Below are 24103 nucleotides of genomic sequence, written 5' to 3'. Positions count from 1 at the left end.
TGATAATAGTCACAATGAAAATAAGGAGTGATAATGAGAACACGTCTGAAATCTCTATTCTGGCCGTTAATCGGCTCCCTGGCCGTAGCGGGCGGCATCAGCGCCTGTGCCACCCAGGACACACGCGACTCGGCCCTGAAACTCTCCGAGCTCGAATACTTCGAGCGTCCGGGCGTGAACGTCCTGGCGTTCAGTAACGCCCCTGGGGGCATGTTCTTTGATGCCAAAACCAGCGGCATTGAGCTGATCCACCACGGTGAGCGCACGGCCACCAATGGCGACGTACGCTTGCTGAACACACCTGAGCAGTGGGATGGCATGGGCGAGCTGGTCGAGCGTCAGGTGGACGCGGAGGCGGGCACCATCACGGCCACGCTCAGCTATCCCGAGCACAATTTCACCTATCAGGTACGGGCCACCGCTCATGACGGTAGCGTCCATCTGAGTGTGCACCTGGACGAGCCTCTACCATCGGCGTTGGCGGGAAAAGCGGGCTTCAATATGGAGTTTTTGCCAGCCGCATACTGGGGTAAATCCTATCTGATGGACGAGCACTCCGGTCAGTTTCCGCGTCATCCGGCCGGCCCCATGGCGGTTACCGATGACGGTCTGACTGAACCCGTGGCCTTCGCACGGGGCGGCCAACTGGTGTTGGCACCAGAAGACTCAATGCGCAAAGTCACCATTCGTGAACTGACCGGTGACAACACCCTGATGCTTTTCGACGGTCGCAACAAAGCGCAGAATGGCTGGTATGTGGTGCGCAGCGTGATTCCCGAAGGTGCCTCCGGCGAGGTGATTGCCTGGGAACTGACTGCCAATGCGGCGCCCGACTGGACCCGCGAGCCTGTGGTGAGCTATTCCCAGGTGGGTTACCACCCGGCGCAGCCCAAACAGGCCGTGATCGAGCTGGATCGCAACGATCGGGTCGAATCTTCAGTACGTCTGATGCGCGTACACAGCGATGGCAGTCGCTCCGTTGCTCACCAGGCCGCGCCCGAATCCTGGGGCGATTACCTGCGTTATCGCTATTATCAATACGACTTCTCCGAGGTGCGTGAGCCCGGTCTGTATCAGTTGGAATACGGTGACCAGACCACCAAGGCGTTCCGTATCGATCCCCGGGTGCATGAGGACACCTGGCACCTGACCCTGGACGTCTTCTTCCCCGTGCAGATGGACCACATGAAAGTGCGCGAAGCCTACCGGGTCTGGCACGGTGCTTCTCACCTTGATGATGCCCTGCAGGCGCCGCCGGATTACGAGCACTTTGACCTCTACGCCCACGGCGACAGTACCGACACCGACTTCGACGTCTTCGAGCACATCCCGGGCCTGAATTACGGTGGCTGGTACGATGCGGGCGACTACGATATTCGCACCCAGTCCCAGTACTTTACCGTCCAGCACCTGGTGCATGCCTGGGAGCAGTTCAATATCGACCGCGACAACACCACCGTGATGCAGGATCGGCTCTACACCGAGATCCATCGCCCTGACGGTCAGTCGGATATCATCCAGCAGATTGAGCACGGCACCCTGGCATTGATCGCCCAGTACCGGGCCATCGGCCACGCGATCCCGGGTATTGTGGCGGGGCGGCTCTACCAGTATCCGCACCTGGGCGACGGTATTACCAAGACCGACAATAAAATCTACGACGCGTCGCTCGACCCTCTGGCGGATGAACGCCATCCGGGGGACATGTATTTACCCTCAACAGACGATCCGACGCCAATGGAGCCGGCACCGGTTTCCGAAGGTGATCGCAGTGGTCGCTTCGATGATCGTTGGGCCTTCACCACCAACACCACGGCCCTCAACTATGGCTCGTCGGCGGCGTTGACCGCGGCCAGCAGGGCGCTGCGCGGTTACGACGATGAACTGGCGGACGAGGCATTGGAAACCGCGCTTGGGGTGTGGGACTACGAGGCCAACCGGGAACCCAATACCTATCGGTTTGGCAATACCACCGGCGGTCGTATTGAGGAGGAAAAACTCAAGCTCGCGGTCGAATTGTTGGTCACCACCGGCGAGCCGCGGTTTGCGCGCGCCATCCACGAACTGTTGCCCGAAGTGGAGGAGCGTTTCCGCTTCAATGCCTTTATGCTGGTCCGCGCCTTGCCACATATGGATGAGGCCTACCGGAATGAACTGGAGCGCCTGGCCCGTCAGTACCGGGAAGACATTCGCGAGTTCGATGAGGAAAACCCCTTCGGTGTACCCATTACCCGCGGCGGTTGGGCGGGTGCTGGTACGGTGATCAGTTTTGGGATCGCCAACTACTGGCTGCATCAGGCATTCCCCGACATTGTCGAGGCGGATCTGGTGTTCCGCAGTTTCGATTTTGTATTGGGTAAACACCCGGCGTCCAACTATTCCTTTGTTTCCGGTGTCGGGGCTGACTCGCAAACCATTGCCTACGGCATGAATCGCGCGGATTTCTCATTCGTACCCGGTGGTATTGTTCCGGGGATACTGGTGCTGTCGCCGGACTTTCCGGAGAACAAGGACAATTGGCCGTTCTTTTGGGGCCAAAACGAGTATGTGATTACCGTGGGTGCCAGTTATCTGTTCCTGGCCAATGCAGTACACCGGTTGTTGGAACCTTAAGTTTAGGTGCGGCTTTGTCGGATTACGCCTTCGGCTAATCCGACCTACCTGAGCAATGGCGCGTTGGTCCGGGATGGGTGCTGCTTTTGTCGGATTACGGCTGCGGCTAATCCGACCTACTCGCACGATGGCGCGTTGGCCCGGGATGGGTGCGACTTTGTCGGATTACGGCTGTGCCCAATCCGACCTGCTCGAACGATGGTGCGGCCTACTGGATGATGGTGGGTTGTTTCCAGTAGGTCGGATTAGCCCGTAGGGCGTAATCCGACACCTGAGGCACCCATCCCGACCCAGCGTCACCCGTTTCCCCGCCACCGCTTGATACCCGGCCAGCCACGGTGCAAACTCCTCCTGCCTGCTATACTCGCGCTTTTGCGGTCAATACGTGAGGAGCCCCTATGAAGGTCGTGGTTACCGGTGGTGGTCAGCTCGCCTGGGAGTTGGCGCAGACCCTGCCGGCCAGCATCGAGCTGGTGCGCGCGGAGCGCAGCCTGCTGGATATTACCGATGCCGAAGGTTGCCAGCAGTTACTGGCGTCCGAGCACCCGGACTGGCTGATCAATGCGGCGGCCTATACCGCCGTGGACGACGCGGAAAGCGACGTCGAAGGCGCCTATGCAGTCAACGGTCAGGGGGCTGAAAATCTGGCGCGGGCCTGCAAACTGGTGGGTGCCCGAATGATTCAGGTGTCCACGGATTTTGTCTTTGACGGCCAGAACAGCAGCCCTTATTTGCCGAATGCCTGGCCCAATCCCCAAGGGGTGTACGGTGCTTCCAAGCTCGCGGGCGAGCGCGCCGTGGCGCGGATTCTGCCCGAAGCGCTGATTGTCCGTACCGCCTGGCTGTATTCCGTGCAAGGCAGTAATTTTGTCAAAAGCATGCTCCGCCTGATGGCCGAGAAGCCGACGCTCGGTGTCGTGGTCGACCAGGTGGGCTCCCCGACCTGGGCGCGCGGCCTGGCACAGATGCTGTGGGCCGGGGTGCTACGTAAGGTGCCCGGTGGTTGCTACCATTGGACCGATGGTGGTGTGGCCTCCTGGTATGATTTCGCCGTGGCGATTCAGGACCTGGCGCTGGAGTTGGGGTTGCTCGACAAGCGCATTCCGATACAGGCCATCGCCTCGACGGCCTATCCGACACCGGCCGTTCGCCCGGCATTCAGTGTGCTTGATAAGAGCGATACCCTGGCGACCTTCGAGTTGGAAAACCGTCATTGGCGGCATCAGTTGGCGGAGATGTTGGATGCGTTGGCGCGATCGTGATGCGGGGGCTCGGGTTTATTTCCGTCGCGTTATTGTCGGATTACGCCTTCGGCTAATCCGACCTACTTGTGCATTGGCACGTTGTACTGGGTTGGGTGCTGTTTTGTCGGATTACGCCTTCGGCTAATCCGACCTACTTGTGCATTGGCACGTTGTACTGGGTTGGGTGCTGTTTTGTCGGATTACAACTTCGGCTAATCCGACCTAGGTGAGCGATGGCACGGTGTATCCAGTAGGTCGGATTAGCGCAGCGTAATCCGACACCTGTGGCACCGCGTTTTGTAAAAACGTCAAATCACCGCCCACCCAAATGCCGCACGCGCGCGAATCGCAGGGCGCTGCTCAGGTGCCACCACAAATGGCGATTGAATAACCCGTGGCTGGCCCGCTTGCCGGTATGCACCAACTTCACACTCGGAAAATACCACACGGGTACCTGCAGATCCCGCCGCGCCCGCCAGCACAAATCCACATCTTCGTAATACAGAAAGTAGCGCTCATCAAACCCGTCAAGCTGCCTGAACACATCCCCCCTGATCGCCAGGCAGGCGCCGGACGCCCAGTCCACCGCCACTGGCTCCGTCACCCGCGCGCGATCAATACCCGTGCGGTTGCGGCGCATCAGGAATGATGGCAGCAGGTCCCACAGATAGGGAAAACGGCGCACCGACTGCTCATGCAGGGTCATGGCCTCGTCTTTGAACAGGTTGGGCGCACCGATGGCGGCCTCGTGGGCAAGCATCTCCTGGGCAAGTTGCTCTGGCGCTCTCGCACCGCACACCACATCCGGGTTCACTACTAAAAAGACATCCCGCTCGGGGACCAGCCCGAGATGGTCGCAGCAATGCCGGAATACCCGGTTGTGATTGGCGCCAAAACCTTGAGGCTGCTCATTCCTCAAGTAGTGCAATTGATGATCAGCGGCATAGTGCGCAAGGGATTTTTCCGGACGATTGTCGAGCAGAATCACCTGGGAATGTGGCCCTACGAAGCGGTGTGGCTGCAGGGCGTTGATAATCTCTTCGGCGTTGTGGTGCGACACCACCGAGATAAACAGTCGGGCTGGCGCGGGGGCAGGGCTTGTGGTGTAATCCGGGCTCATCGTAATCCTGGTCGCTGGCAATCGAGCGGCCATTCTAGCCTAAGGGGTGGTCAGTGTCAGTGCAGGGGGAAAAGTGCGAGCTTGCGTTCACCGGTGCGTCAGGGTTTGTCGGTCGGGCACTGCACGCGCACCTCAGTCAGTGCCCGCGGAAATTTCAGATTATTGAGCGGCCGGCACTGGAAGGCTTGCTTGCGGGCGACACAGGTTTGCTGCCAGAAAAACTGCCGCCTGTACTTATTCACCTGGCCGGTCGGGCCCATGTTCTGGCAGAGACGGCGACGGATCCGCGCACCGAGTATCAGCGCACCAATGTCACACTGACCTTGGCCCTGGCGCGCGCCGCAGCAGCGCGTGGCTGCCGGCGCTTTGTTTTTGTGAGCACGATAAAGGTCAATGGCGAGGCCACCGCGCCGGGCCAGGTGTTTACCGAATCCAGTGCGCCGGCGCCGCAGGACGACTATGCCCAGTCCAAATACGACGCCGAGCAGGGCCTTTGGGCGCTGGGCGAGGAAACCGGTATGGAGATCGTGATTGTCCGCCCGCCGCTCATGTACGGCCCCGGGGTCAAGGGCAATCTGGCGCGCCTGCAGCGTTGGCTTGAGCGCGGCCTGCCATTGCCGTTTGGGGCGATCAACAATCGCCGCAGCCTGTTGGCGCTGGAGAACATGGTCACTTTGCTGGTGTGTTGCGCGGACCACCCCGACGCCGCCCATCAGCTCTTTCTCGCCAGCGATAATGACGACCTGTCGACCCCACAGCTCTTGCGAAAAATGGCCCGTGCCACCGGCCGCCGTGCGCGTCTGGTGCCCGTGCCCGGTCCGGTTTTGCGGCTGATGTTGACCCTGCTCGGGCGCACCGGACTGGCGCAGCGGTTGCTGGGCTCCCTGCAGGTGGACTGCCGCAAGGCCCGCACACGCCTCGGCTGGGCGCCGCTGCCCACCGATCAGACGTTCAAGGAGAAAAGTCCATGATGCTGTGGTTGTTGCTGTTTATGGGGAGTGTGCTCCTGGCCAGTGCGTTGCTGACCTGGGGCCTGCGCGCCTATGCCGTGCACAGACAATTGCTGGATATCCCCAATGCCCGCAGCAGTCATTCCGTGCCCACACCGCGCGGTGGCGGCGTGGCCATCGTGGTGACGGTATCGATGGCGCTGGTGGTCCTGGGGTTGCTGGACTGGCTGGCGTTGCCCGTGGTGATGGCGATGGTCGGCGGTGGCGCGATTGTGGCGCTGATCGGCTGGCTTGACGACCACGGCCACATAGCGGCGCGCTGGCGTCTGCTGGCGCACTTTGCCGGGGCGGCCTGGGGCCTCTATTGGCTCGGCGGCCTGCCACCGCTGATGCTGTGGGGCTGGTCATTGGATTGGGGCTGGCTGCTGCAGGCGCTGGTGCTGGTGTATCTGGTGTGGCTGCTCAACCTCTATAACTTTATGGACGGTATCGACGGCATAGCCGGGGTCGAGGCGCTGACAGTCTGTCTCGCCGGTGTCCTGCTGTTCTGGTGGGTGCCTGCAGGCCCGGGCAATGGGTTGCCGATGTTGGCACTCGGGGCCGGGGTATTGGGGTTTCTGGTCCTCAATTATCCGCCCGCCAAGATTTTTATGGGCGATGCCGGCAGCGGTTTTGTGGGTTTGCAGCTGGGCCTGCTGTCGGTGTTGGCCGCCCAGGTGGATCCGGTGCTGTTCTGGGCCTGGCTGATCCTGCTGGGGAGCTTTATTGTCGATGCCACGCTCACCCTGGTGCGTCGTGTCCTGCACGGGCAGCGCTTTTACGAGGCGCACCGCAGTCATGCGTACCAGCACCTGGCCCAGCGTTACGGACACCGGCGGGTGACCCTGCTGTACGGCGCGATCAATGTGTGTTGGTTGCTGCCCTGGGCGCTGGCGGTGGTGGCGGGGCCGGTTGAGGGGGTGGTCGGGGTGTTGGCGGCCTATGTGCCGTTGTTGGTGGTGTTTTACCGGTCAGGTGCCGGTTTGGTGACGCCGCGGTAGACCTCGGGTGCTTCTTTGTGGCTGTGTGGCGCTTTTGTCGGATTACGGCTGCGCCTAATCCGACCTACTGGATGCGGGGTGCCATTGTTTGAGTAGGTCGGATTAGCCCGCAGGGCGTAATCCGACAATGAGGCACCCAACCCCAAATAAGCCATTATTTGGGTTACAATCGGCGCCTAATTGCAGTTTAAAGCCAAGGACCCCGCTTATGTCGTTAATCCCCGTCATCATGTCCGGCGGCGCAGGCAGTCGCCTGTGGCCGGTCTCTCGCTCGGCCAACCCCAAGCCGTTTATGGAGCTGCCCGGCGGCGCCAATCTGATCCGCCAGACCTTCGAGCGGGCACGCAACCTGCCCGATGTGGGCGAAATCCTGACGGTCACCAATCGCGACCTCTATTTCCGCACCGATGACGAGTACCGGGAAGTGGGTGCGGGCGAGACGACACTCAGCTACATTCTCGAGCCTTTCGGACGCAACACGGCGGCCGCCGTGGCCGCGGCGGCCCTGCAAGTGCAGCAGACCCATGGCGATGATGCTCAGGTACTGATCCTGGCTGCCGACCACCTGATCCGCGACAGCGCCGCTTTTCAGAGCGCCGTGGCCGAGGCCCGTCTGCTGGCCGCCGACGACTGGCTGGTGACTTTCGGTATCCATCCCCACTACCCGGAAACCGGCTTCGGCTATATCGAAGCCGACGCCGGTCAGGCCCTGGGGCAGGGCGGGGGCTGTCGCGTTGCCCGCTTTGTGGAGAAGCCGGCCGAAGCCCAGGCCCAGGTGTACCTGGACGCGGGGAACTACTATTGGAATTCGGGGATGTTCTGCTTCAAAGTCAGCAGCCTGCTGAAGGAAATGCGCGAGCACTGCCCGCAGGTCCTGGACGCGGTCGCCCGCACGCTGGAAGCCTCTGGCCAGACCGAAGGGCCGCGTCAGCGCTGTATCAACCTGGATATCGACAACTTTTCCCAGGTGCCGGACATTTCCATCGACTACGCGCTCATGGAGCTCTCGCAAAAAGTGGCGGTCATTCCCTGCCGGATCGGCTGGAGCGATATGGGCTCCTGGAATTCCATGGAAGAATTGACCGAGCCCGACGATGCCGGCAACCGCCTGGAAGGCGAGGTGCTGGTGGAGTCCGCGCGCAACAATTACGTTTACAGTCCCTACCGCCTGAGCGCGCTTCTGGGAGTCGAAGACCTGATCGTGGTGGACACCGAAGACGCGCTCCTGGTGGCGCGCAAAGACCACGCCCAGAACGTCAAGGAAGTGGTCAGCAAGCTCAAGAAAGCCGGCAACGGCTTGCAGCAATTCCACCGCACTGTGCATCGTCCGTGGGGCACCTTTACCGTGATTGAAGAAGGGCTGGGCTTCAAGATCAAACGCATTGAAGTCAAGCCGGGTGCCTCGCTGTCACTGCAGATGCACCATCACCGCAGCGAACACTGGATCGTGGTGAGTGGCACCGCCAAAGTGGTCAACGGCGAGCAGGAAATCCTGCTGCGGGAAAACGAATCGACTTTTATCCCCATGGGCCACAAGCACCGCTTGGCGAATCCCGGCCTGATCAACCTGGTGTTGATTGAAGTGCAGAGCGGCTCCTACCTGGGCGAGGACGATATCGTGCGCTTTGAAGATACCTACGGGCGGAGCTAGACGTCGATGGCAGGGTGGACACAGCTGGCCTCGGCGCTCGGTATTGAACGTCGTGCCGGGGAAACCCGGGAAGAGGGTTTTTTTAGCGGCTACTACGCCCTGATGTTTGCGGCTTTTCCGGTCTTTGCATTGAGCACCAGCCTGGGTTATCGGTTGGTGCCCATCCTGCTCGTACTCGCAAGCTTCGTGGTGTTGGCGCGTCGACGCGCCACCTGGAATCCGGCCATGACCGCCTGGGCCTGGGCGCTGCTGATCTTGAGCCTGCCCCATTACTTCAGCGTTCTTGTCAGCGCCAGCGATGCCAGTGTCATGGAGCGGGTCAGTTACGGCTGGTTGTTTCTGGCCGTGGGTGCAGCGGCACTGCGCTACAGCCCCTCGGCCCAGCCCGTGCTCTATGCGCTGGTGGTCGGTGCGGCGACAACCTTCGGGGCGCAACTGCTGCAGGGCGGCGACCGGCCCTCCATGCACTTCAATCCAATCCCCTATGCGGAAGTTGCCGCCGGACTTTTTTGTCTGGCCTGTGTCGCGGTTACGGCCGCGCGTCGATGGTGGCAACTGGCGGTGGGCGTGCTCGGCCTGCTGTTGTGGATTGGCGTGATTATTCTGACCGAAGCGCGCGGTGCACTGTTGGCCACCCTGCCGGGGGTGCTTTATCTGGCCTGGTTCGCGGCGCGCTATTGTGGTCGCAAGGTATCGATTTTGGCGCTGATGGCATTGGTGCTCTGCCTGTTGGTGGCGGAGATTCTGTCCGGCAAAGTCATTACCCACCGTTTTCAGGTGGCGGCCCAGGAATACCAACAGTATCAACGCAATCCGGAGCGCGCATCCTCGACCGCCATTCGCTTGGAGCTCTATCGCGCGGCAACTCTGGTCGCGCGCGAACACCCGTTCGGGTTGGGTGAGGAAAATGCCCGAGCCAAGGCGCTGGAGTGGGTCGATCAGGGCCGGGTTCGGCCTTATGTGCGCAGCAGTCTCGAGGTCGCCCACTTTCATTCGGACATTTTTCAATCGCTGGCGGTGGCGGGATACCCGGGGTTGGTCTGTCTGTTGTTGTTCTACGGATTTTTAGCGGTGTTTTTTTTGCGTCATCGTGACCAGTTGGTGGCGCGTATGGCACTGGTGTTTATCGCGAGTTTTATCGTCTCCGGCCTGACCGATGTGCCGCTGCACAATCGCCTGACGCTGTTCGCACTGTTTACCGTTTTGACGTTCTGCTTTGTGCATCTGAACCCTCAACGTCGGCGTGCTGCCAGTCATGACCGATAGTCAGCTTCCGCTATATGTCATCAATCTGCCCCGTTCGACCGAGCGGCGTGCTTTTATGCAAGAGCAGGCGGCTGCGTTGGGTGTGGCGCTCGAGATGTTTGAGGCCGTGGATGGCCGCGCGGCACATCCATTGTTTGAGCGTGTGGACCGGGCCCGGCGCCTGCGCTGTAAAGGACGCCCGTTTTCCGCCGGTGAATTGGGCGTGTGGGCCAGTCACACCCTGCTGTGGCAGCGCTGCGTCGCGCTCGGGCACCCGATCATCGTGTTGGAGGACGACGCCGTCATCGGGCCAGCGTTTGCGGTGTTTCTGACGCAGGCGCGCGCGGTGGCCGAGCAGGTGGATTACGTGCGTTTATATCAGGCTGACAAACCCAGCCGCCTTCGCAAGACGGTGGCCGGTTACGCCATTCACGAATACCGGAAAACGCCTTTTGGCGCTGTGGCTTATCTCTTGACCCCCGAAGCGGCGCAGCGCTTTCTCTATCACGCCCACCCCTGGGTATTGCCTGTCGATGACTATATGGATTTGTCCTGGCGTCACGGTGTTCCCATGTTGGGTATCAAGCCCGGCGTGGTAGGGCTGGAGCAGCCGTTTGAAACCACCATCCATCCGCCCCAGAAAGCCCGCACGCCTCTTGCTTACAAAGTGACTCGGGAGTTCTTTCGGTTGTACCTGGGGTTTCGAAGACTGATAGGGAAAATCATTAGAATTTAAGTGTGTTTGCTTCGGCTAGTTTGGTTTGCTAATATCCCCGCCTTTTGGCAAGGAAAGCGAATAATTTATGCACCTCAAATCAACGCTAGCATCATCTTTTGCAGCCGCCTTTTTGTTGCTTTTAGTGGGAGGCTGCGGCTCCTCAACTTCTGCCCCCGAGCCGGATTCTGGTAACCAGACACCCGTCGTTACACCACCCGCGGGCACAGTGTTAACTGTCAATCTTGAGTTGCATCCTGCCGATCTAAATGAGCTATACCGCCGTCCAGTGGAATCAGATGACCGTCTGCCAGCAAAGGTTCGGCTGGAGGATGACCCCGAAACCTACCCCGTCGAAATGCGCTTTCGGGGCAACTCCACTCGCAGTGAGCCCAAGAAGGGCTACAACATACGCTTTGACGACGGCGACCAGGACTTTCTTGATGGCGCCGATCGCATCAACGCCAGAGCCATGTGGCGCGACCCCAGCTTTGTACGCGAGCACATGGCCATGTGGCTGTTCCGTCAGTACGAGCTGCCAGCACCGGACACCTTCTTTTTCGAACTGTTTATCAATGATGTTTTTGAAGGTTTCTACATGCATGTGGAGCGTATCGATCGGCGCTTCTCACGCAAGCGTGGTTTGAATCGTGATGCCACTCTGGTGCGCGATGAGTTTCGTGATCAGTTTCGTGATGGTGGAAATGACTGTGGAGTAGGGGCGAATAAGTTCACCGCTTTTGCAGACAATAATTGGTCAGCAATGACGCGAGAGCAAGCGTTGGCGTGCGTCGAAGCCAGGTTTAATGATCGGCGTGCCGATTGGGACGAGGTGCTAGACCTGATTTTGTGGGTCGATCAGAGCGAACCAGGTGATCGCTTTGCTGAAGAGCTGGCCGAGCGTGTCGACGTTGAAGCCATGATGAAATTTCTGGGTGTGCATATTCTGATTGGCGATATCGACACGTTTTGGGGTAATGACTACTGGTGGTTCAAAGATCATGAAGACCCGGAAGCCAAGTGGTTCTTTATCCCTTGGGATAAGAACCTCAGCATGGGCTCCCACACCCGAAATGACAGCGATGGTTTGGGTGCCTTTGGACAATTGATGTTTCCTTACGAATATCGTCATCAACGTTTTGTCCAGCAGGGGCAGCACGTCAATCGCCTGTTCAGCTATTTTATGCAGACCGATGCGTTGCGAAGTCAGTTGAATGACTGGCTGCTTGAGCAGGTCGACAGCGATACATGGCTCTCTGCGTTCGATGCAGAGCTTGAGCGGGTGCTTGAGCAGACCGAGCCCTATGGACGCCCACGCGGGCTGTATGACAACGAGTTTGCGCGCAACCACGAAAATCATTTTGATCTGGGCGTCGCCTATGAGGAGCATGTCGAGCAGGTGCGCGAGTATCGTGACTTACGCCGGGAGCATTTGCGTATCTATATTTCCGGTAGTCAGAGCGTGGGTCGTCATGAGCGGGAGCTGACATTGAACGAGACTTTGGGCGAGGGCGAAACCCTGACCTTTGTGGATCAGTTCGGCTTCACGGTAGGGCGTTTCACCGCCGCCGAGTCAGTGCCGGCCGGTGCCTATATCCGCCTGGCCGCGGTCGCGGGTGATCCGGAAAATCCGATCAACAAGGACTGGCTGTTGAGCAGCGATGTTCCCTTGCAGGGCACACTTAGCGTGTTCTACCGCAACGACGATCACGGTGTTGGTACAGCGCCCGGAAACGATTTCAACTGGTACACCGGAGGCGCCCACTCGGTGGGTAATCAGAGCCGGATTCGTCTGGAAAGCGGCACCGAAGGATTGACCGTGAGCGAGCCTGTGGCACGGCCCTCGGTCAACCGCCTGGATGTGATGATCGACTACGCCATGAGCGGCAGTGCGGAGGCGCGCCTGACCACCATCCTGGATGCGCCCTGAGGGCGCGTCACCCGGTTACTGGGTGCGGGCCTTGAGGTAGCGGTCGTAGTCGGGTACCGAGCGCGGAGTCGTTTCGTTGAACAGGGGCGAGGCAATCATGATGTCGGCAGAAATCTGGTTGCAGGCCACCGGGATATTCCACACCGCTGCGATGCGCAGCAGGGCTTTGACGTCGGGATCGTGGGGCAGGGGCTCGAACGGGTCCCAGAGGAAGATCAGAAAATCGACTTTGCCTTCGACAATCAGTGAACCGACCTGCTGGTCTCCACCGAGCGGACCGCTGATCAGTTTGTTGATGGTCAGGCCCGCCTCTTTCTCGATAATGCTGCCGGTGGTGCCGGTGGCGTAGAGGGTGTGTTTGTTGAGCGTGCTCTGGTGCTTTTTGCACCAGGCGACCATGTCTTTCTTTTTGTTGTCATGGGCGACCAGCGCGATGCTTTTGTCGGCGGGGAGTTCGATGGTTTTGTAATCCATGGGGATTCCTTTTATTGGGGATGGGTGCCACAGGTGTCGGATTACGCTGCGCTAATCCGACCTACTGGAGACCTCGTGCCCGTTGCTCTTGGTTGGGTGCCTTGTTGTCGGATTACGGCTGCGCCTAATCCGACCTACTGGAGACCCTGTGCCATTTGTTCGAGTAGGCCGGATTAACCCGAAGGGCGTAATCCGACAAAACCCCACAGCGCCATTTTTCGAGTAGGTCGGATTAGGCCCAAAGGGCCGTAATCCGACACTCTGGCACCCAACTCAAAAATGGATTAATGGCTCAATTCCAGCAACAATTTGTTCAACCGCTGCACATAAGCCGCCGGGTCTTCCAAGTGCGCGCCCTCAGCCAAGTTTGCCTGATCAAACAACACGCTGGCAAGATCGTTGAAGCGTTCATCGCTGGTTTCGCCGTTAAGCTTCTGCACCAGCGGGTGTTCCGGGTTCAACTCAAAAATCGCCTTGCTCTCCGGCAACTTCTGCCCGGCCGCTTCCAGAATACGGCGCATCTGTGCACCCATCTCGTGCTCCGGCACCACCACACACGCGGGCGACTCAGTCAGGCGGTGGGTCAGGCGTACATCCTCAACTTTATCGCTCAGGGCCGCCTTCACCCGCTCCAGCAGGGGCTTCAGTTCCTCGGCCACTTTTTCCTGCTCTTTTTTCTCGTCTTCGGAATCCAGCTTGCCCAGATCCAGCTCACCTTTACCTACGTCTTGCAATTGCTTGCCGTCGTAGTCCATGAGGTGGCTCATCAGCCACTCATCGACACGGTCGCACAGCAACAGGACTTCAATGCCTTTTTTGCGGAACACTTCCAGGTGCGGGCTGTTCTTGGCGGTGTTGAAATTTTCCGCCGCGATGTAATAGATCTTGTCCTGGCCATCCTGCATACGGCTGATGTAGTCGTCCAGCGATTGATCCTGTTCCGGCTTGTCGGTGTGCGTGGTGCTGAAGCGCAGCAGCTTGGCAATCTTGTCCTTGTTGGCGTGATCTTCTGCTGGGCCCTCTTTCAGCACCTGGCCGAATTCCTTCCAAAAGCTCGCATATTGCTCAGGCTCATTCTTTGCCAATTTGTTCAGCATATCCAGCGCGCGTTTGGTCAATGCGGTGCGCATGTTGTCGATGTTCGGGTCTTTTTGCAAAATCTCCCGTGACACGTTCAGTGACAAGTCATTGGAGTCCACCACGCCCTTGATAAAACGCAGGTACAGCGGCAAAAACTGCTCCGCATCATCCATGATGAAGGTGCGCTGAACGTACAGCTTCAAGCCGCGCGCGGCGTCGCGGTTGTACAGATCAAAGGGCGCACGCGCCGGAAGGTAGAGCAGGCTGGTGTAGTCGAGCTTGCCTTCCACGCGGTTGTGACTCCAGCTGACCGGGTCTTCAAAGTCGTGACTGATGTGCTTGTAGAACTCCTTGTACTCCTCATCCGTGATCTCGCTGCGCGAGCGGGTCCAGAGTGCGGTGGCGGTGTTGATGGTTTCGTCTTCCGGGGTCTTCTCATCGCTGTCATCGGTAGAGGCTGGTTTCTGCATGACGATGGGCAGTGAGATATGGTCGGAATACTTCTTGATGATGGAGCGCAGGCGCCAATGATCGGCGAATTCCAGCGCGTCATCCTTCAGGTGCAGTTCAATCGATGTGCCGCGCTCGGCCTGCTCAGTGTTCTCAATGGTGAAATCGGCTTCGCCACTGCACTCCCAGCGCACGGCTTCGTTGGCGGGTGTGCCGGCCTTGCGGGTGGTCACGACTACCTTGTCGGCGACGATAAAGGCCGAGTAGAAGCCGACACCGAACTGACCGATCAGTTGCGAGTCTTTCTTCTGGTCGCCGCTCAGCTGTTCGAGGAAGGCGGCGGTGCCGGATTTGGCGATGGTGCCGAGGTTTTCGATCACTTCCTCCCGGTTCATGCCAATGCCGTTATCGGTAACGGTAATGGTCTTGGCGTCCTTGTCAAAACCGATGCGGATCTTGAGGTCACTGTCGCCCTCATACAGGCTGTCGTCCGACACGGCTTTAAAGCGCAGTTTATCGGCGGCATCCGAGGCATTGGATACCAGCTCACGCAGGAAGATCTCCCGATTGGAGTACAGGGAGTGGATCATCAGGTGCAGCAGTTGCTTGGCTTCGGTCTGGAAGCCCCGCGTTTCTTTATGTGCCTCTACAGTCATGTTTGGCTCCTTTGTGACAGGTAGGGAGGGTGTTGGATGGGTAGTTAGTGGGGGCGGCGTAGAGGATTTCAAGGGGAGGATCGGGGAGGGTTGGGTGCCTCAGGTGTCGGATTACGCCCTTTGGGCTAATCCGACCTACTGGAGACATCGTGCCAGTGTTCGGGGTGTGGTGCATCACTGTCGGATTACGCCCTGCGGGCTAATCCGACCTACTGGGGCGGTGGTGTCTTGGTTCGGGGTTGGGTGGTGTTTTTGTCGGATTACGCCCTTTGGGCTAATCCGACCTACTGGAGACATCGTGCCACTGTTCGGGGTGTGGCGCATCTCTGTCGGATTACGCCCTGCGGGCTGATCCGACCTACTGGGGGAGGGTGCCATTGTTCGCGTAGGTCGGATTAGGCGCAGCCGTAATCCGACACCTGAGGCACCTCAGCCCGCGCTAGGGATACGGTCAGTTGCTGACTCGCGCCAGCACCTTGTCCATCAACCGGGTGCTGAGTACCCGCTTGAGGGCGCCCATCAAATAGGTCGGCCAGGTCACGTAATAGCGGGGTTTGGGGCGCTTGGCCTTCAGGGCGTGTTTGAGCTTCTTGTACACCGCCTCCGGCCCCAGGGTGCCCGGCATGGCCTTCCCGGTTTTGTTCAGCCGCTCCAGAGCCTTTTCATACCCCGCCCGATGGCGGCTGGACCCGACATCAATATTGCGTTTGAGCGCTGCCAGGGCATTTTTGCGAAAATCGCTCAGGATCGGGCCGGGCTCAATCAGGCTCACCTGGACCCCCGTGCCGCGCAGCTCCAGGCGCTGGGTATCGGTCAGGCCCTCGAGCGCAAACTTGCTGGCATTGTAAGCGCCCCGAAAGGACATGGCGGCAAAGCCCAGCACCGAGCTGTTGTGAATGATGCGCCCTTCGCCCTGGGCGATCATGCTGGGAAGCAGGCGGTTGGTGAGGTCCGCCCAGCCAAAAAAGTTGGTCTCGAATTGCTCGCGCAAGACATCCCGACTGAGGTCTTCGACAGCGCCGGGCTGGCCGTAAGCGCCGTTGTTGAACAGGGCGTAAAGCTTGCCATCGGTGAGTGCCAGGGTTTTATCCACGGCGGCCTCAACGCTTTGCGGGTCAGCGACGTCCAGTTGAATACAGGTCAGCCCCTCGGACTGAAGACGGGAGACGTCCGCCATCGCGCGGCAGGAGGCAATCACCTGATAGCCCGCCTTGTGGAGTGCTTTGGCACAGTAATAGCCGATGCCCGTCGACGCGCCGGTGATCAGAATGGAGCGGGCTTGTTCGGTCATGGCAGCCTCCGTGGCTTCTGAAAAGGCGCCATTGTGCCACAGCGCTGGCGGTAATCCGACGGTTGCTTAGCGCTCGACGGCTTCGCGCCCGCATTGGGCGAAGAGCTGCTGCCAGTAGTCCACATGCTGGCGAGTGGCTTGCAGGGCGGTCTCGTGGAGCCCCTGCACCGCATCCCTGTGGCCCGCAATCAGGGGTTGCAGCGTCGGGTCCTGTACCGCGATCAGACGGGCGTAGGCGGGCAGCAACAGGTTGGCTCGCTGATTGACCGCCGCCATCATCGGTTGAACGCTGCCTATGAAGTATAAGGTCATGACGTTGCGGGCTGCGGTCAGGTCCGCCTGCGGGCTGACGGGACACAGCGCCCGGCGCTCGACCGCTTCTGCCATCATACGATTGGCGGCCTGTAAATAATCGACATTGACCTGAAGGCTCTGCACCAATTGCCCGCCCAGGCGGCCGCGCTCGAGGGCCTGATAGTGAGGCTCCAGAGTTCGAATGCCGGGCCAGTCTTCGGGAGATAACACTTGATCGTGAAGCTGTGTGAGGCGCTCAATCGCCGCGATCGCGGGGCTGTATGAGGCTTCGTCGCCAGGACGCAGCGGGTTGGTGGACGGAGACCAGAACAGGCGCAGCTCCGGTCCGGCGGCGGTCGCATTCCAGTAGCGGGCCGGCCATTGGGCCATCTTGAGCTCGAACAGGGACTCGCTCAGGGCCAGAAGCTCTTCGTCGTCGACGGTGTCGTTGCAGTGGCGCAGTTGCTGGATGATCCGAGCATCCATATCCATGTGGTGCGCCGGTGGCATGACCCGGGCCAGGCTGGTATTGCGCTCGCTCAACAGCGGCGTCAGGCCGCATTCGCGAAAGGCCCACCAGTCGAGCAGGTTGACGGAGGGAGACTCTATGACCTGACGCAACTCGGCGGAGCGCGGCAGTCGGGGCGGATTGTCACGCTCGACGCGCGGGCGTTCGGCATCTAGCACCCGGGCCAGGCGGGCAAGATAATCGCGGTGCACATCCTCGGCGCTTTGGGGGCTGCAGGCGCCGAGGCAGAGGGCGAGGAGCACGAGTAGTAAGCGGATTGATAGACGCGTCATGGGGTGCCTTTGGTTGCGGAGGCATCATCGTTTCAGTGTAACGTTTATCAGTACGTGTTGGGAGGGGTGAGAGATGCCCGGTATCTTGAGGGGAGATGCCTCAGGTGTCGGAGCGCGGCTGCGCTAAGCCGACCTATTCGAGCGTTGGTGCGCTGTGGGGTCGTTTTGGGTTAGGTGCCTCATCGTCGGATTACGGCTGTGCCTAATCCGACCTACTCGAACAACGGTGCACTGCATCCAGTAGGTCGGATTAGCCCGAAGGGCGTAATCCGACACGTGAGGCACCGGACTCGCCCGGGGGAAAATCACATGCGGGCCAATACCTGCTTGGTCACCCAGGTGCCCACCAGATACGCAAAAACAATCGTCAGAATGTCGGCATTGAAAAAACTCAACGATGTCAGCATTGGTCCGGGGCAATAACCCGCCAGACCCCAACCGATACCAAAGAGCACGCCGCCAAAAACAATGCGTTTATCGATCGTCTTTTTGGTAGGCAAGTGAAACAGGTCGGCGACAATCGGTTTTCCGCGCTTGAAAATCCAGGGCGTGGCAATGGCATTGACCAGCAGGCCGCCACCCATGACGAAAGCCAGTGACGGATCCCAGGTGCCAAACACATCGAGAAAATTGACCACCTTGGCCGGATCAATCATCTGCGCCACCGACAGCCCGAAACCGAACACAATGCCGGCCAGAAGTGCTGTTGCCATTTGTTTTTGATTACTCATGTATCAGGCTCCTTAACCAATCAGATGGCGGGTGATATAAACGGTGACGAAAGCGGCGCCCATAAAGCTCAGCACCGCCACCAGCGAGCGCGGACTCATCCGTGCCAGGCCACAGATGCCGTGGCCGGACGTGCAGCCGCTGCCGATGGTGGTGCCGATACCGACCAGCAGGCCCGCAACAATCAGCACGGGGGTGCCTGCGACCGCCTGAATATGGCCGACACCGGGACCGATGCCGAGCAGTTGGTAAATCAGCCCACCGACCACCAGCCCGACGATAAACATCAGCCGCCAGCCGCTGTCATTTTTGGCGGGCACCAGGGCGCCGCCGACAATGCCCGAGATACCGGCCACACGGCCATTGAGTAGCATGAGCAGGGCGGCGGCAAGGCCGATCAGGCCGCCGCCGATAAAGGCGCTCACCGGAGTGAAGTTGATGATTTCCACAGGCTGTTCTCCTCGTGTTGGTTAGTGAGCGATCCGGTCAGTGCGAATATTGAGCGGAATCTTCAGGTAGCGTTTGCCATTGCTCTCCTGTCTCGGTAAATGCCCGGCCTCGATATTGACCAGAATGCTCTGGTAAATCAGTGTGGGCGCCGCCAGGGTCGCATCGCGCTGCTCGCGAAAACGTACAAACGCGTCTTCCGTGGTCGCGGCATTGAGCTGCACGTTGAGCGCTTTTTGCTCGCCGATACTGCTCTCCCAGCGCAGCTCGCGGCCGCCGGGCTGATAATCGTGCCCGGTGTAAGTCTTGACCGAGTCGGGCAGGGTGTAAAGGTTTTCGGTGACCCCCTTGTACATGGCGCGGGCATCACCGGCCGGGAAATCGCAGCGTCCGGTACCGTGGTCGGGCATAAAAAGCGCATCACCGGTGAACACCGCGTCGCCCATCAGATAGCTCAGGCATGCGGGCGTGTGCCCCGGGGTCGGCAGGGCTTTCACCGTCAGACTGCCCACATGAAACACTTCAAAGTCCTTGATCAACCGATCGAACTGCTCCCCGCCAGTGACGAAAGTGTCGGGCAGGTTGTAAATGCCCTTAAAGACTTTCTGCACCTGGGTGATGCGCTCACTGATGGCAACCTTGAGACCCGGGAACTCATCCCTGAACAGTTGACTCGCGCTCAAATGATCGGCGTGCGCGTGTGTCTCCAGTACGTAGTGCAGCGTCAGGCGCTCAGCGCGCACAAAGTCCACCACCTTCTGAAAGGATTCGTCCGACACCTTGCTGCCAATCGGATCATAGTCGAGTACCGGGTCGACCACCACGGCATCCAGCGTCTCCGGGTCGTAAACCACGTAGGTCAGGGTATGGGTCGCGTCGTCGTAAAATGTTCTGATGCTTGGAGTCATGGTCATTGTCCCTCCTGGGTTACCTCGCCAAGGCAAAATTGGCGGCTGATAAAGTGATTGATCAAATCGCGTGCCAATGTGTAACCTTTTGATAAATAAAGGAAATTATAAATAATTGCTGCGTAATGTATCAGTATGTTGCAACACTTGTTTCACGCTTCTTCGGGCCTGAACCAGGGCGCTGTGGGTGGTGAGGAAAAAGTGATCCTCCCCCAGGTGATTGACAAAACCACTGCGCCCCATGACATCCATCACCGGCCCTTTGACGTTGGCAAAGTAGAGGTCGATGCCCCGGCGGCGGAAATCGTCAGTCAGCTCGTGCAGCGCCGTGTCCGCCGAGGAATCCAACTGGTTGATGGCACTGGCGTCGAGCACGAGAATCCGCAACGGTGACGTCATTGCCGCCTCCGCCTCCCGGATCTTGAGCTTCAGAAAACTCACATTGCCGTAGTAAAACTGCCCGTCAAAGCGCAGCGCAAGAACGCCCGGTTCGGTCACCGCCTCCGGGTGACGCTTGATGTTGCGATAGATCTCGGTATCCGGCAGACGCCCGAGCACGGCGTAGTGTGGGCGTGTGGTCTTCACCACGAACCACACCATGGAAGCACCCAGTGCCAGGAAAATACCGGTCTTGACGCCCAGTAACAGAGTCGCAAAAAAAGTCACCGTCATCATGACAAAATCTTCGCGTTTGACCTGCCACAAGTGCCTGGCCTCGTGGACATCAATCAGCCCGGCCACCGCGACGATAATGATGGCCGCCAGGGTTGCATTGGGTATGGTGTAAAACAGCGGCGTCAGTACCAGCAGCGCGAGCCCCACCAGCAGCGCGGTGATGATCGACGCCAGCCCGGTGTTGGCCCCGGCACTGGCATTGACTGCGGTGCGGCTGAAGCCGCCGGTGACCGGCATGGCCTTAAAGAAAGCCCCCCCGATATTGGCCAGCCCGAGCCCCACCAACTCTTTATTGGGGTCGATCTCATAGCGCTTCTGCGCGGCAATTTTTTTGGCAACGGCAATGCTCTCGATAAAGCCGATAAAGGCAATGGTGACAGCAATGGGAACAAGCGAGCTGATCTGGCCCAATTCCAGTGAGGGCAGACTGAACCCCGGAAGACCCGCCGGAACCTCGCCCACCACGGCAACGCCGGCACGGCGGTCCAGCTCGAACAACCACACCAGCAGGGTACTGACCACCACCGTGATCATGGCGCCGGGCAGCACCGGATTGATTCGCCGCAGAATCAGCATGGCGGCAATACTGCCAGCGCCCAACGCCAGCGTGGCTGGGGCGATGGCGCCGGCCTCCCGGAGGGTGTGCCAGGCGATCAGGACAATATTCTCCGAGCGGGGCAGGCTCAAGCCGGTCAGGTGCTGGAGCTGGCTGAAGCCAATAATCAGCGCGGCTGCACTGGTAAAACCCGCGATCACCGGATGGGACATGAAGTTGGTGAGGAAGCCCAGGCGCAGCAGACCCATACCGAGTTGAACGGCGCCCACCAACAGGGCGAGCAGCACCGCGAGCGCAATATATTCCCCGGTGCCCGCCTCGGCGAGTGGCCCAATGCCACTGGCCACGAGCAGGGCGACCATCGCCACCGGCCCGACCGCCAGGTGACGTGAGCTGCCGAAGAGCGCGTAGATCAGCAGAGGCACCACCGATGCGTAAAGGCCGACGGTGGGGGGCAGTCCCGCCAGCATGGCGTAAGACATGGCCTGGGGAATCAGCATCATGGCGACGGTCACGCCGGCCACCAGATCACCGCGCAAAAAACGGCGCTGGTAGCCGGCAAGCCAGGTCAGTGCTGGCAGCCATCGGCTCACGCGGGTAAGGTTTCGAGGGGTCATGGGCGGTTCTTGAATCTCTCCAGGTTTTCGATGGATGCCTAGGTCAACTCTGTTCTATCAAGCTTCGTGCCAGTATTAAGGTGTTGATTATATTGATAAAATCGCCTGCAGCCGGACTGAGTGCGGCATAATGTTGCAACAGATGTTTCAGCGCGTTAACCTTTGAATCACGCACTCCCGCATGAGCACGGCCATGACTCAGTATTACACAGACCCGGGGCTTCGCCCGGACAACTACGGTGGTCTGCTCACCCAAGCCGACACCATGCGCGATTTTGTCAGCCAGGTTGAACGGGTCGCGCGCACGCAGGCGTCGATACTGGTGCGCGGTGAGACCGGTTCCGGTAAGGAGTTGGTCGCGCGCATGGTACATCGGGCGTCGCGCCGCCAAGGCAGCCGCTTCAGTGCGATCAACTGCGCGGGCCTGTCCCGGGAGCTTATGGCCTCAGAGCTTTTTGGCCACAAGCGCGGCGCCTTTACCGGCGCCACCCATGACCGGGTGGGGTTGCTGCAGTTGACCGATGGGGGCACGCTCTTTCTGGATGAAATTGCCGAGATGCCGCTGGATATCCAGGCGGGCCTGTTGCGCGTGCTGCAGGATCGTTGCTTCACCCCCCTGGGGTCGAGCGACACCCTTCACACCGATATCCGTCTGGTGTCCGCAACGCACAAACCCTTGCGGCGACTGGTACAGGAAGGGCGCTTTCGGGAAGATCTGATGTACCGGGTGCGCGTTGTGCCGCTCTACCTGCCGCCGCTCAGGGCGCGGGCAGGGGATGTCGAAATGTTGCTCTGGCACTTTATTCGCGAGCTCAATGCCGACAGCGAGCGTCAAGTGGAGAAGGTGTCCCGCGAGGCCTACGAGGCGCTGCTCAGCTACCCTTGGCCCGGCAATATCCGTGAGCTGAACAATGTCATGACCTACAGTCACGCCATCGGCACGGGCACCGTGATTCGGTGTGAGGATCTGCCGCCGGAGCTGCGCGGCGAGGGCCCGGCGGACGAAGCGGTGACCGACCTGGAGGCCAGTGAGCGCGAGCAGATTCTGGCCCTGTTGCAACATCACAGAGGGCGCAAGCTCGCCGTGGCCAAAGCCATGGGTATCTCCCGGGCGACGCTCTGGCGTAAAATGAAAACACTCAACTTGTCTTAGGAATAATAACAATGGCCTATCTACTGCGTTTTGGTTGGCTTGCAGCACTCGCGTTGGTGTGGGGCTGTGAGCGCGACCCGGTTGAAACTCTTGCCACCGACTACGACAACCGTCAGGTGGTCGTGCGCTTCTACGGTGAGCGCTCGAGCAGCGCCCTCTTTGGTGAAAAAACCTTTCCCGACCTGATCCAGCCGGTGGACGCACGGGGCAAGGTCCGTGGCGAGATCCACCGAGCCAGCCCGGATTGGCTCGCGTTTGATTATCAGATTGATGGCGAACGTAGCCGCGTTCTGGTGGCTAAGCAGCCGGTCATGCATACCGTGGCTTGGTGGGATATTGCGCGCGTCGGTGCCGCCGATGGTGACGCACGGGTGACTGATCTCGATGGTACCGAGTATCGGGTGCGCCTGCTGCATTGTGGACAACACACCATGGATGAATTGTCCGAGTGGAATCTCCTGATCGGCGGTGTTCATCAAGGCGATATGGATTTTCGCGGCGAGCGCTACGGCTGGATTCGTCGGCCTTATGACAATGATGATCTGAAGGTCGGTTATCAGGGGTCGCTGAACTGGTGTCAGGATCGGTACAGTCAAAATCGCCGGGTCATGCGCGGCTACTATTTTGTCTCCCGCTTCCATGCTGCCCGACCCGGTTTTCGCGGTAGTCGCGTCTATTGGCGTCCCGTGCTGGAGGTGGTCGAGCCTGAGGCCGTGCCGGACGAGACGCTGGATCATGCTGTTGCTCAGCGCTCACCGGATGGCCAGGTGCGCTACTACGGCACGGTTGGCAACGATGAACTGTTTGGCTCGGGGACCAAGATCGCTGATCTTGTGGGTTTTCACAAGGGTGAGGAGCATGAGACCGGCGCGCCGGACTGGCTCAAATTCCATTATCGGGGGCAGACGCTACTCGTCGCAGCCCAGTCGGTCCGTCACTCCCTGAGCTGGAATGCATTGGCAAAGGCCGGGCTGGTGGCCGGTGAAAACCGCAAGGTCAGAGTGGGCATGCGCCGCTACGATCAGGATGTCACCGTGACGGATACCGACGGCAATCGCTATTGGGTCCGCCTCATACAGTGTGGCAAGTCGACACTGGATCACGACAGTGAGTGGAATCGCCTGATTGGCGGTGTCGTGGAGCCCGACGGGGATTTCGCACGCTTTCCCAGTCGTTACGGTTGGCTCGATGAGCCTTTTGAACCCGCTGCACTGAATCTGCACACCGATCGAGGCGCGGCCACCTGGTGTCGAGAAAATGTCAGCATTTACGGTGATGAGCATGGCATCAATCGCGGCTTTCTGGTGCCCTCGCGTTTTCACGCAACGCCAGCGGATTTTACCGGTTGGGGGTTTGGTTGGCGTCCGGTGTTGCAGTTGATTGAAGACTGATTGCCTCCAGCCGGTAAGGGCGCCTCAGGTGTCGGATTACGGCTTCGCCTAATCCGACCTACTCGAACAATGG

Annotated in this window: 19 protein-coding genes; 10 read left to right on the top strand and 9 right to left on the bottom strand. The window is 59.6% G+C overall.

Going from position 1 to position 24103, the window contains the following annotated elements; all coding sequences use genetic code 11:
- Positions 1-33: 33 nt before the first annotated feature.
- Positions 34-2613 (top strand): glycoside hydrolase family 9 protein, encoded by a 2580-nt coding sequence (locus tag DKW72_RS09155; protein ID WP_111642040.1) that lies wholly within the window; start codon positions 34-36, stop codon positions 2611-2613.
- Between the two features lie 398 nt (positions 2614-3011).
- Complete coding sequence (gene rfbD / locus DKW72_RS09150; RefSeq protein ID WP_111642039.1) at positions 3012-3875, top strand: dTDP-4-dehydrorhamnose reductase; 864 nt, start codon at positions 3012-3014, stop codon at positions 3873-3875.
- A 295-nt stretch (positions 3876-4170) separates the two neighbouring features.
- On the opposite strand, the gene DKW72_RS09145 is transcribed toward rfbD, so the two are convergent.
- Positions 4171-4977: a glycosyltransferase gene (locus tag DKW72_RS09145; RefSeq protein ID WP_157960445.1), complete on the bottom strand. Its 807-nt coding sequence runs from the start codon at positions 4975-4977 to the stop codon at positions 4171-4173.
- A 53-nt stretch (positions 4978-5030) separates the two neighbouring features.
- Between DKW72_RS09145 and DKW72_RS09140 the strand changes: the two genes are divergently transcribed.
- The 6 genes from DKW72_RS09140 to DKW72_RS09115 all read left to right on the top strand — a co-directional run bounded on the left by DKW72_RS09140 (position 5031) and on the right by DKW72_RS09115 (position 12508).
- A complete protein-coding gene (locus DKW72_RS09140; protein WP_111642037.1) occupies positions 5031-5948 on the top strand; it encodes an NAD-dependent epimerase/dehydratase family protein in 918 nt (305 codons plus the stop codon).
- A complete protein-coding gene (locus DKW72_RS09135; protein ID WP_232522362.1) occupies positions 5945-6967 on the top strand; it encodes an MraY family glycosyltransferase in 1023 nt (340 codons plus the stop codon). Before DKW72_RS09140 ends, DKW72_RS09135 begins: the two co-directional genes overlap by 4 nt.
- Before the next feature lie 208 nt (positions 6968-7175).
- Positions 7176-8618: a mannose-1-phosphate guanylyltransferase/mannose-6-phosphate isomerase gene (locus DKW72_RS09130; protein ID WP_111642036.1), complete on the top strand. Its 1443-nt coding sequence runs from the start codon at positions 7176-7178 to the stop codon at positions 8616-8618.
- A 6-nt stretch (positions 8619-8624) separates the two neighbouring features.
- On the top strand, positions 8625-9884 hold the full coding sequence (locus DKW72_RS09125; RefSeq protein ID WP_111642035.1) for an O-antigen ligase family protein: 1260 nt from the start codon (positions 8625-8627) through the stop codon (positions 9882-9884).
- The gene (locus DKW72_RS09120) at positions 9874-10599 is read left to right on the top strand and encodes a glycosyltransferase family 25 protein (protein WP_111642034.1); all 726 of its coding nucleotides are present in this window, start codon (positions 9874-9876) and stop codon (positions 10597-10599) included. Before DKW72_RS09125 ends, DKW72_RS09120 begins: the two co-directional genes overlap by 11 nt.
- Before the next feature lie 268 nt (positions 10600-10867).
- On the top strand, positions 10868-12508 hold the full coding sequence (locus DKW72_RS09115; RefSeq protein WP_157960444.1) for a CotH kinase family protein: 1641 nt from the start codon (positions 10868-10870) through the stop codon (positions 12506-12508).
- A gap of 15 nt (positions 12509-12523) precedes the next feature.
- On the opposite strand, the gene DKW72_RS09110 is transcribed toward DKW72_RS09115, so the two are convergent.
- The 8 genes from DKW72_RS09110 to DKW72_RS09075 form a co-directional block, all read right to left on the bottom strand.
- Positions 12524-12982: a methylglyoxal synthase gene (locus tag DKW72_RS09110; RefSeq protein ID WP_111642032.1), complete on the bottom strand. Its 459-nt coding sequence runs from the start codon at positions 12980-12982 to the stop codon at positions 12524-12526.
- Positions 12983-13266: 284 nt separating this feature from the next.
- The gene (gene htpG, locus DKW72_RS09105; protein ID WP_111642031.1) at positions 13267-15168 is read right to left on the bottom strand and encodes a molecular chaperone HtpG; all 1902 of its coding nucleotides are present in this window, start codon (positions 15166-15168) and stop codon (positions 13267-13269) included.
- 451 nt (positions 15169-15619) lie between these two features.
- A complete protein-coding gene (locus DKW72_RS09100; RefSeq protein WP_111642030.1) occupies positions 15620-16459 on the bottom strand; it encodes an SDR family oxidoreductase in 840 nt (279 codons plus the stop codon).
- A 66-nt stretch (positions 16460-16525) separates the two neighbouring features.
- Positions 16526-17554 (bottom strand): DUF3080 family protein, encoded by a 1029-nt coding sequence (locus DKW72_RS09095; protein WP_111642029.1) that lies wholly within the window; start codon positions 17552-17554, stop codon positions 16526-16528.
- A 305-nt stretch (positions 17555-17859) separates the two neighbouring features.
- Positions 17860-18285, bottom strand: coding sequence for a YeeE/YedE family protein (locus tag DKW72_RS09090; RefSeq protein WP_111642028.1), 426 nt, complete (start codon positions 18283-18285; stop codon positions 17860-17862).
- A gap of 12 nt (positions 18286-18297) precedes the next feature.
- Positions 18298-18732 carry a YeeE/YedE family protein gene (locus tag DKW72_RS09085; protein WP_111642027.1) on the bottom strand — a complete coding sequence of 145 codons (435 nt, stop codon included), beginning with the start codon at positions 18730-18732 and terminating at the stop codon, positions 18298-18300.
- 21 nt (positions 18733-18753) lie between these two features.
- Complete coding sequence (locus DKW72_RS09080) at positions 18754-19644, bottom strand: MBL fold metallo-hydrolase (RefSeq protein ID WP_111642026.1); 891 nt, start codon at positions 19642-19644, stop codon at positions 18754-18756.
- Between the two features lie 99 nt (positions 19645-19743).
- The gene (locus DKW72_RS09075; RefSeq protein ID WP_111642025.1) at positions 19744-21486 is read right to left on the bottom strand and encodes a SulP family inorganic anion transporter; all 1743 of its coding nucleotides are present in this window, start codon (positions 21484-21486) and stop codon (positions 19744-19746) included.
- A 193-nt stretch (positions 21487-21679) separates the two neighbouring features.
- Here DKW72_RS09075 and DKW72_RS09070 point away from each other — a divergent pair, with 193 nt between their 5' ends.
- A complete protein-coding gene (locus tag DKW72_RS09070) occupies positions 21680-22639 on the top strand; it encodes a sigma-54 interaction domain-containing protein (protein ID WP_111642024.1) in 960 nt (319 codons plus the stop codon).
- An 11-nt stretch (positions 22640-22650) separates the two neighbouring features.
- Positions 22651-24030, top strand: coding sequence for a hypothetical protein (locus tag DKW72_RS09065; protein WP_111642023.1), 1380 nt, complete (start codon positions 22651-22653; stop codon positions 24028-24030).
- The last annotated feature ends 73 nt before the right edge of the window (positions 24031-24103 follow it).

Origin of the sequence: Marinimicrobium alkaliphilum, assembly GCF_003259155.1 — a bacterium.
GTDB classification, from domain to species: Bacteria; Pseudomonadota; Gammaproteobacteria; order Pseudomonadales; family Cellvibrionaceae; genus Marinimicrobium_A; species Marinimicrobium_A alkaliphilum.
Note: the sequence above shows the minus strand (reverse complement) of the source record. Positions and strands in the feature narration are given on the sequence as shown.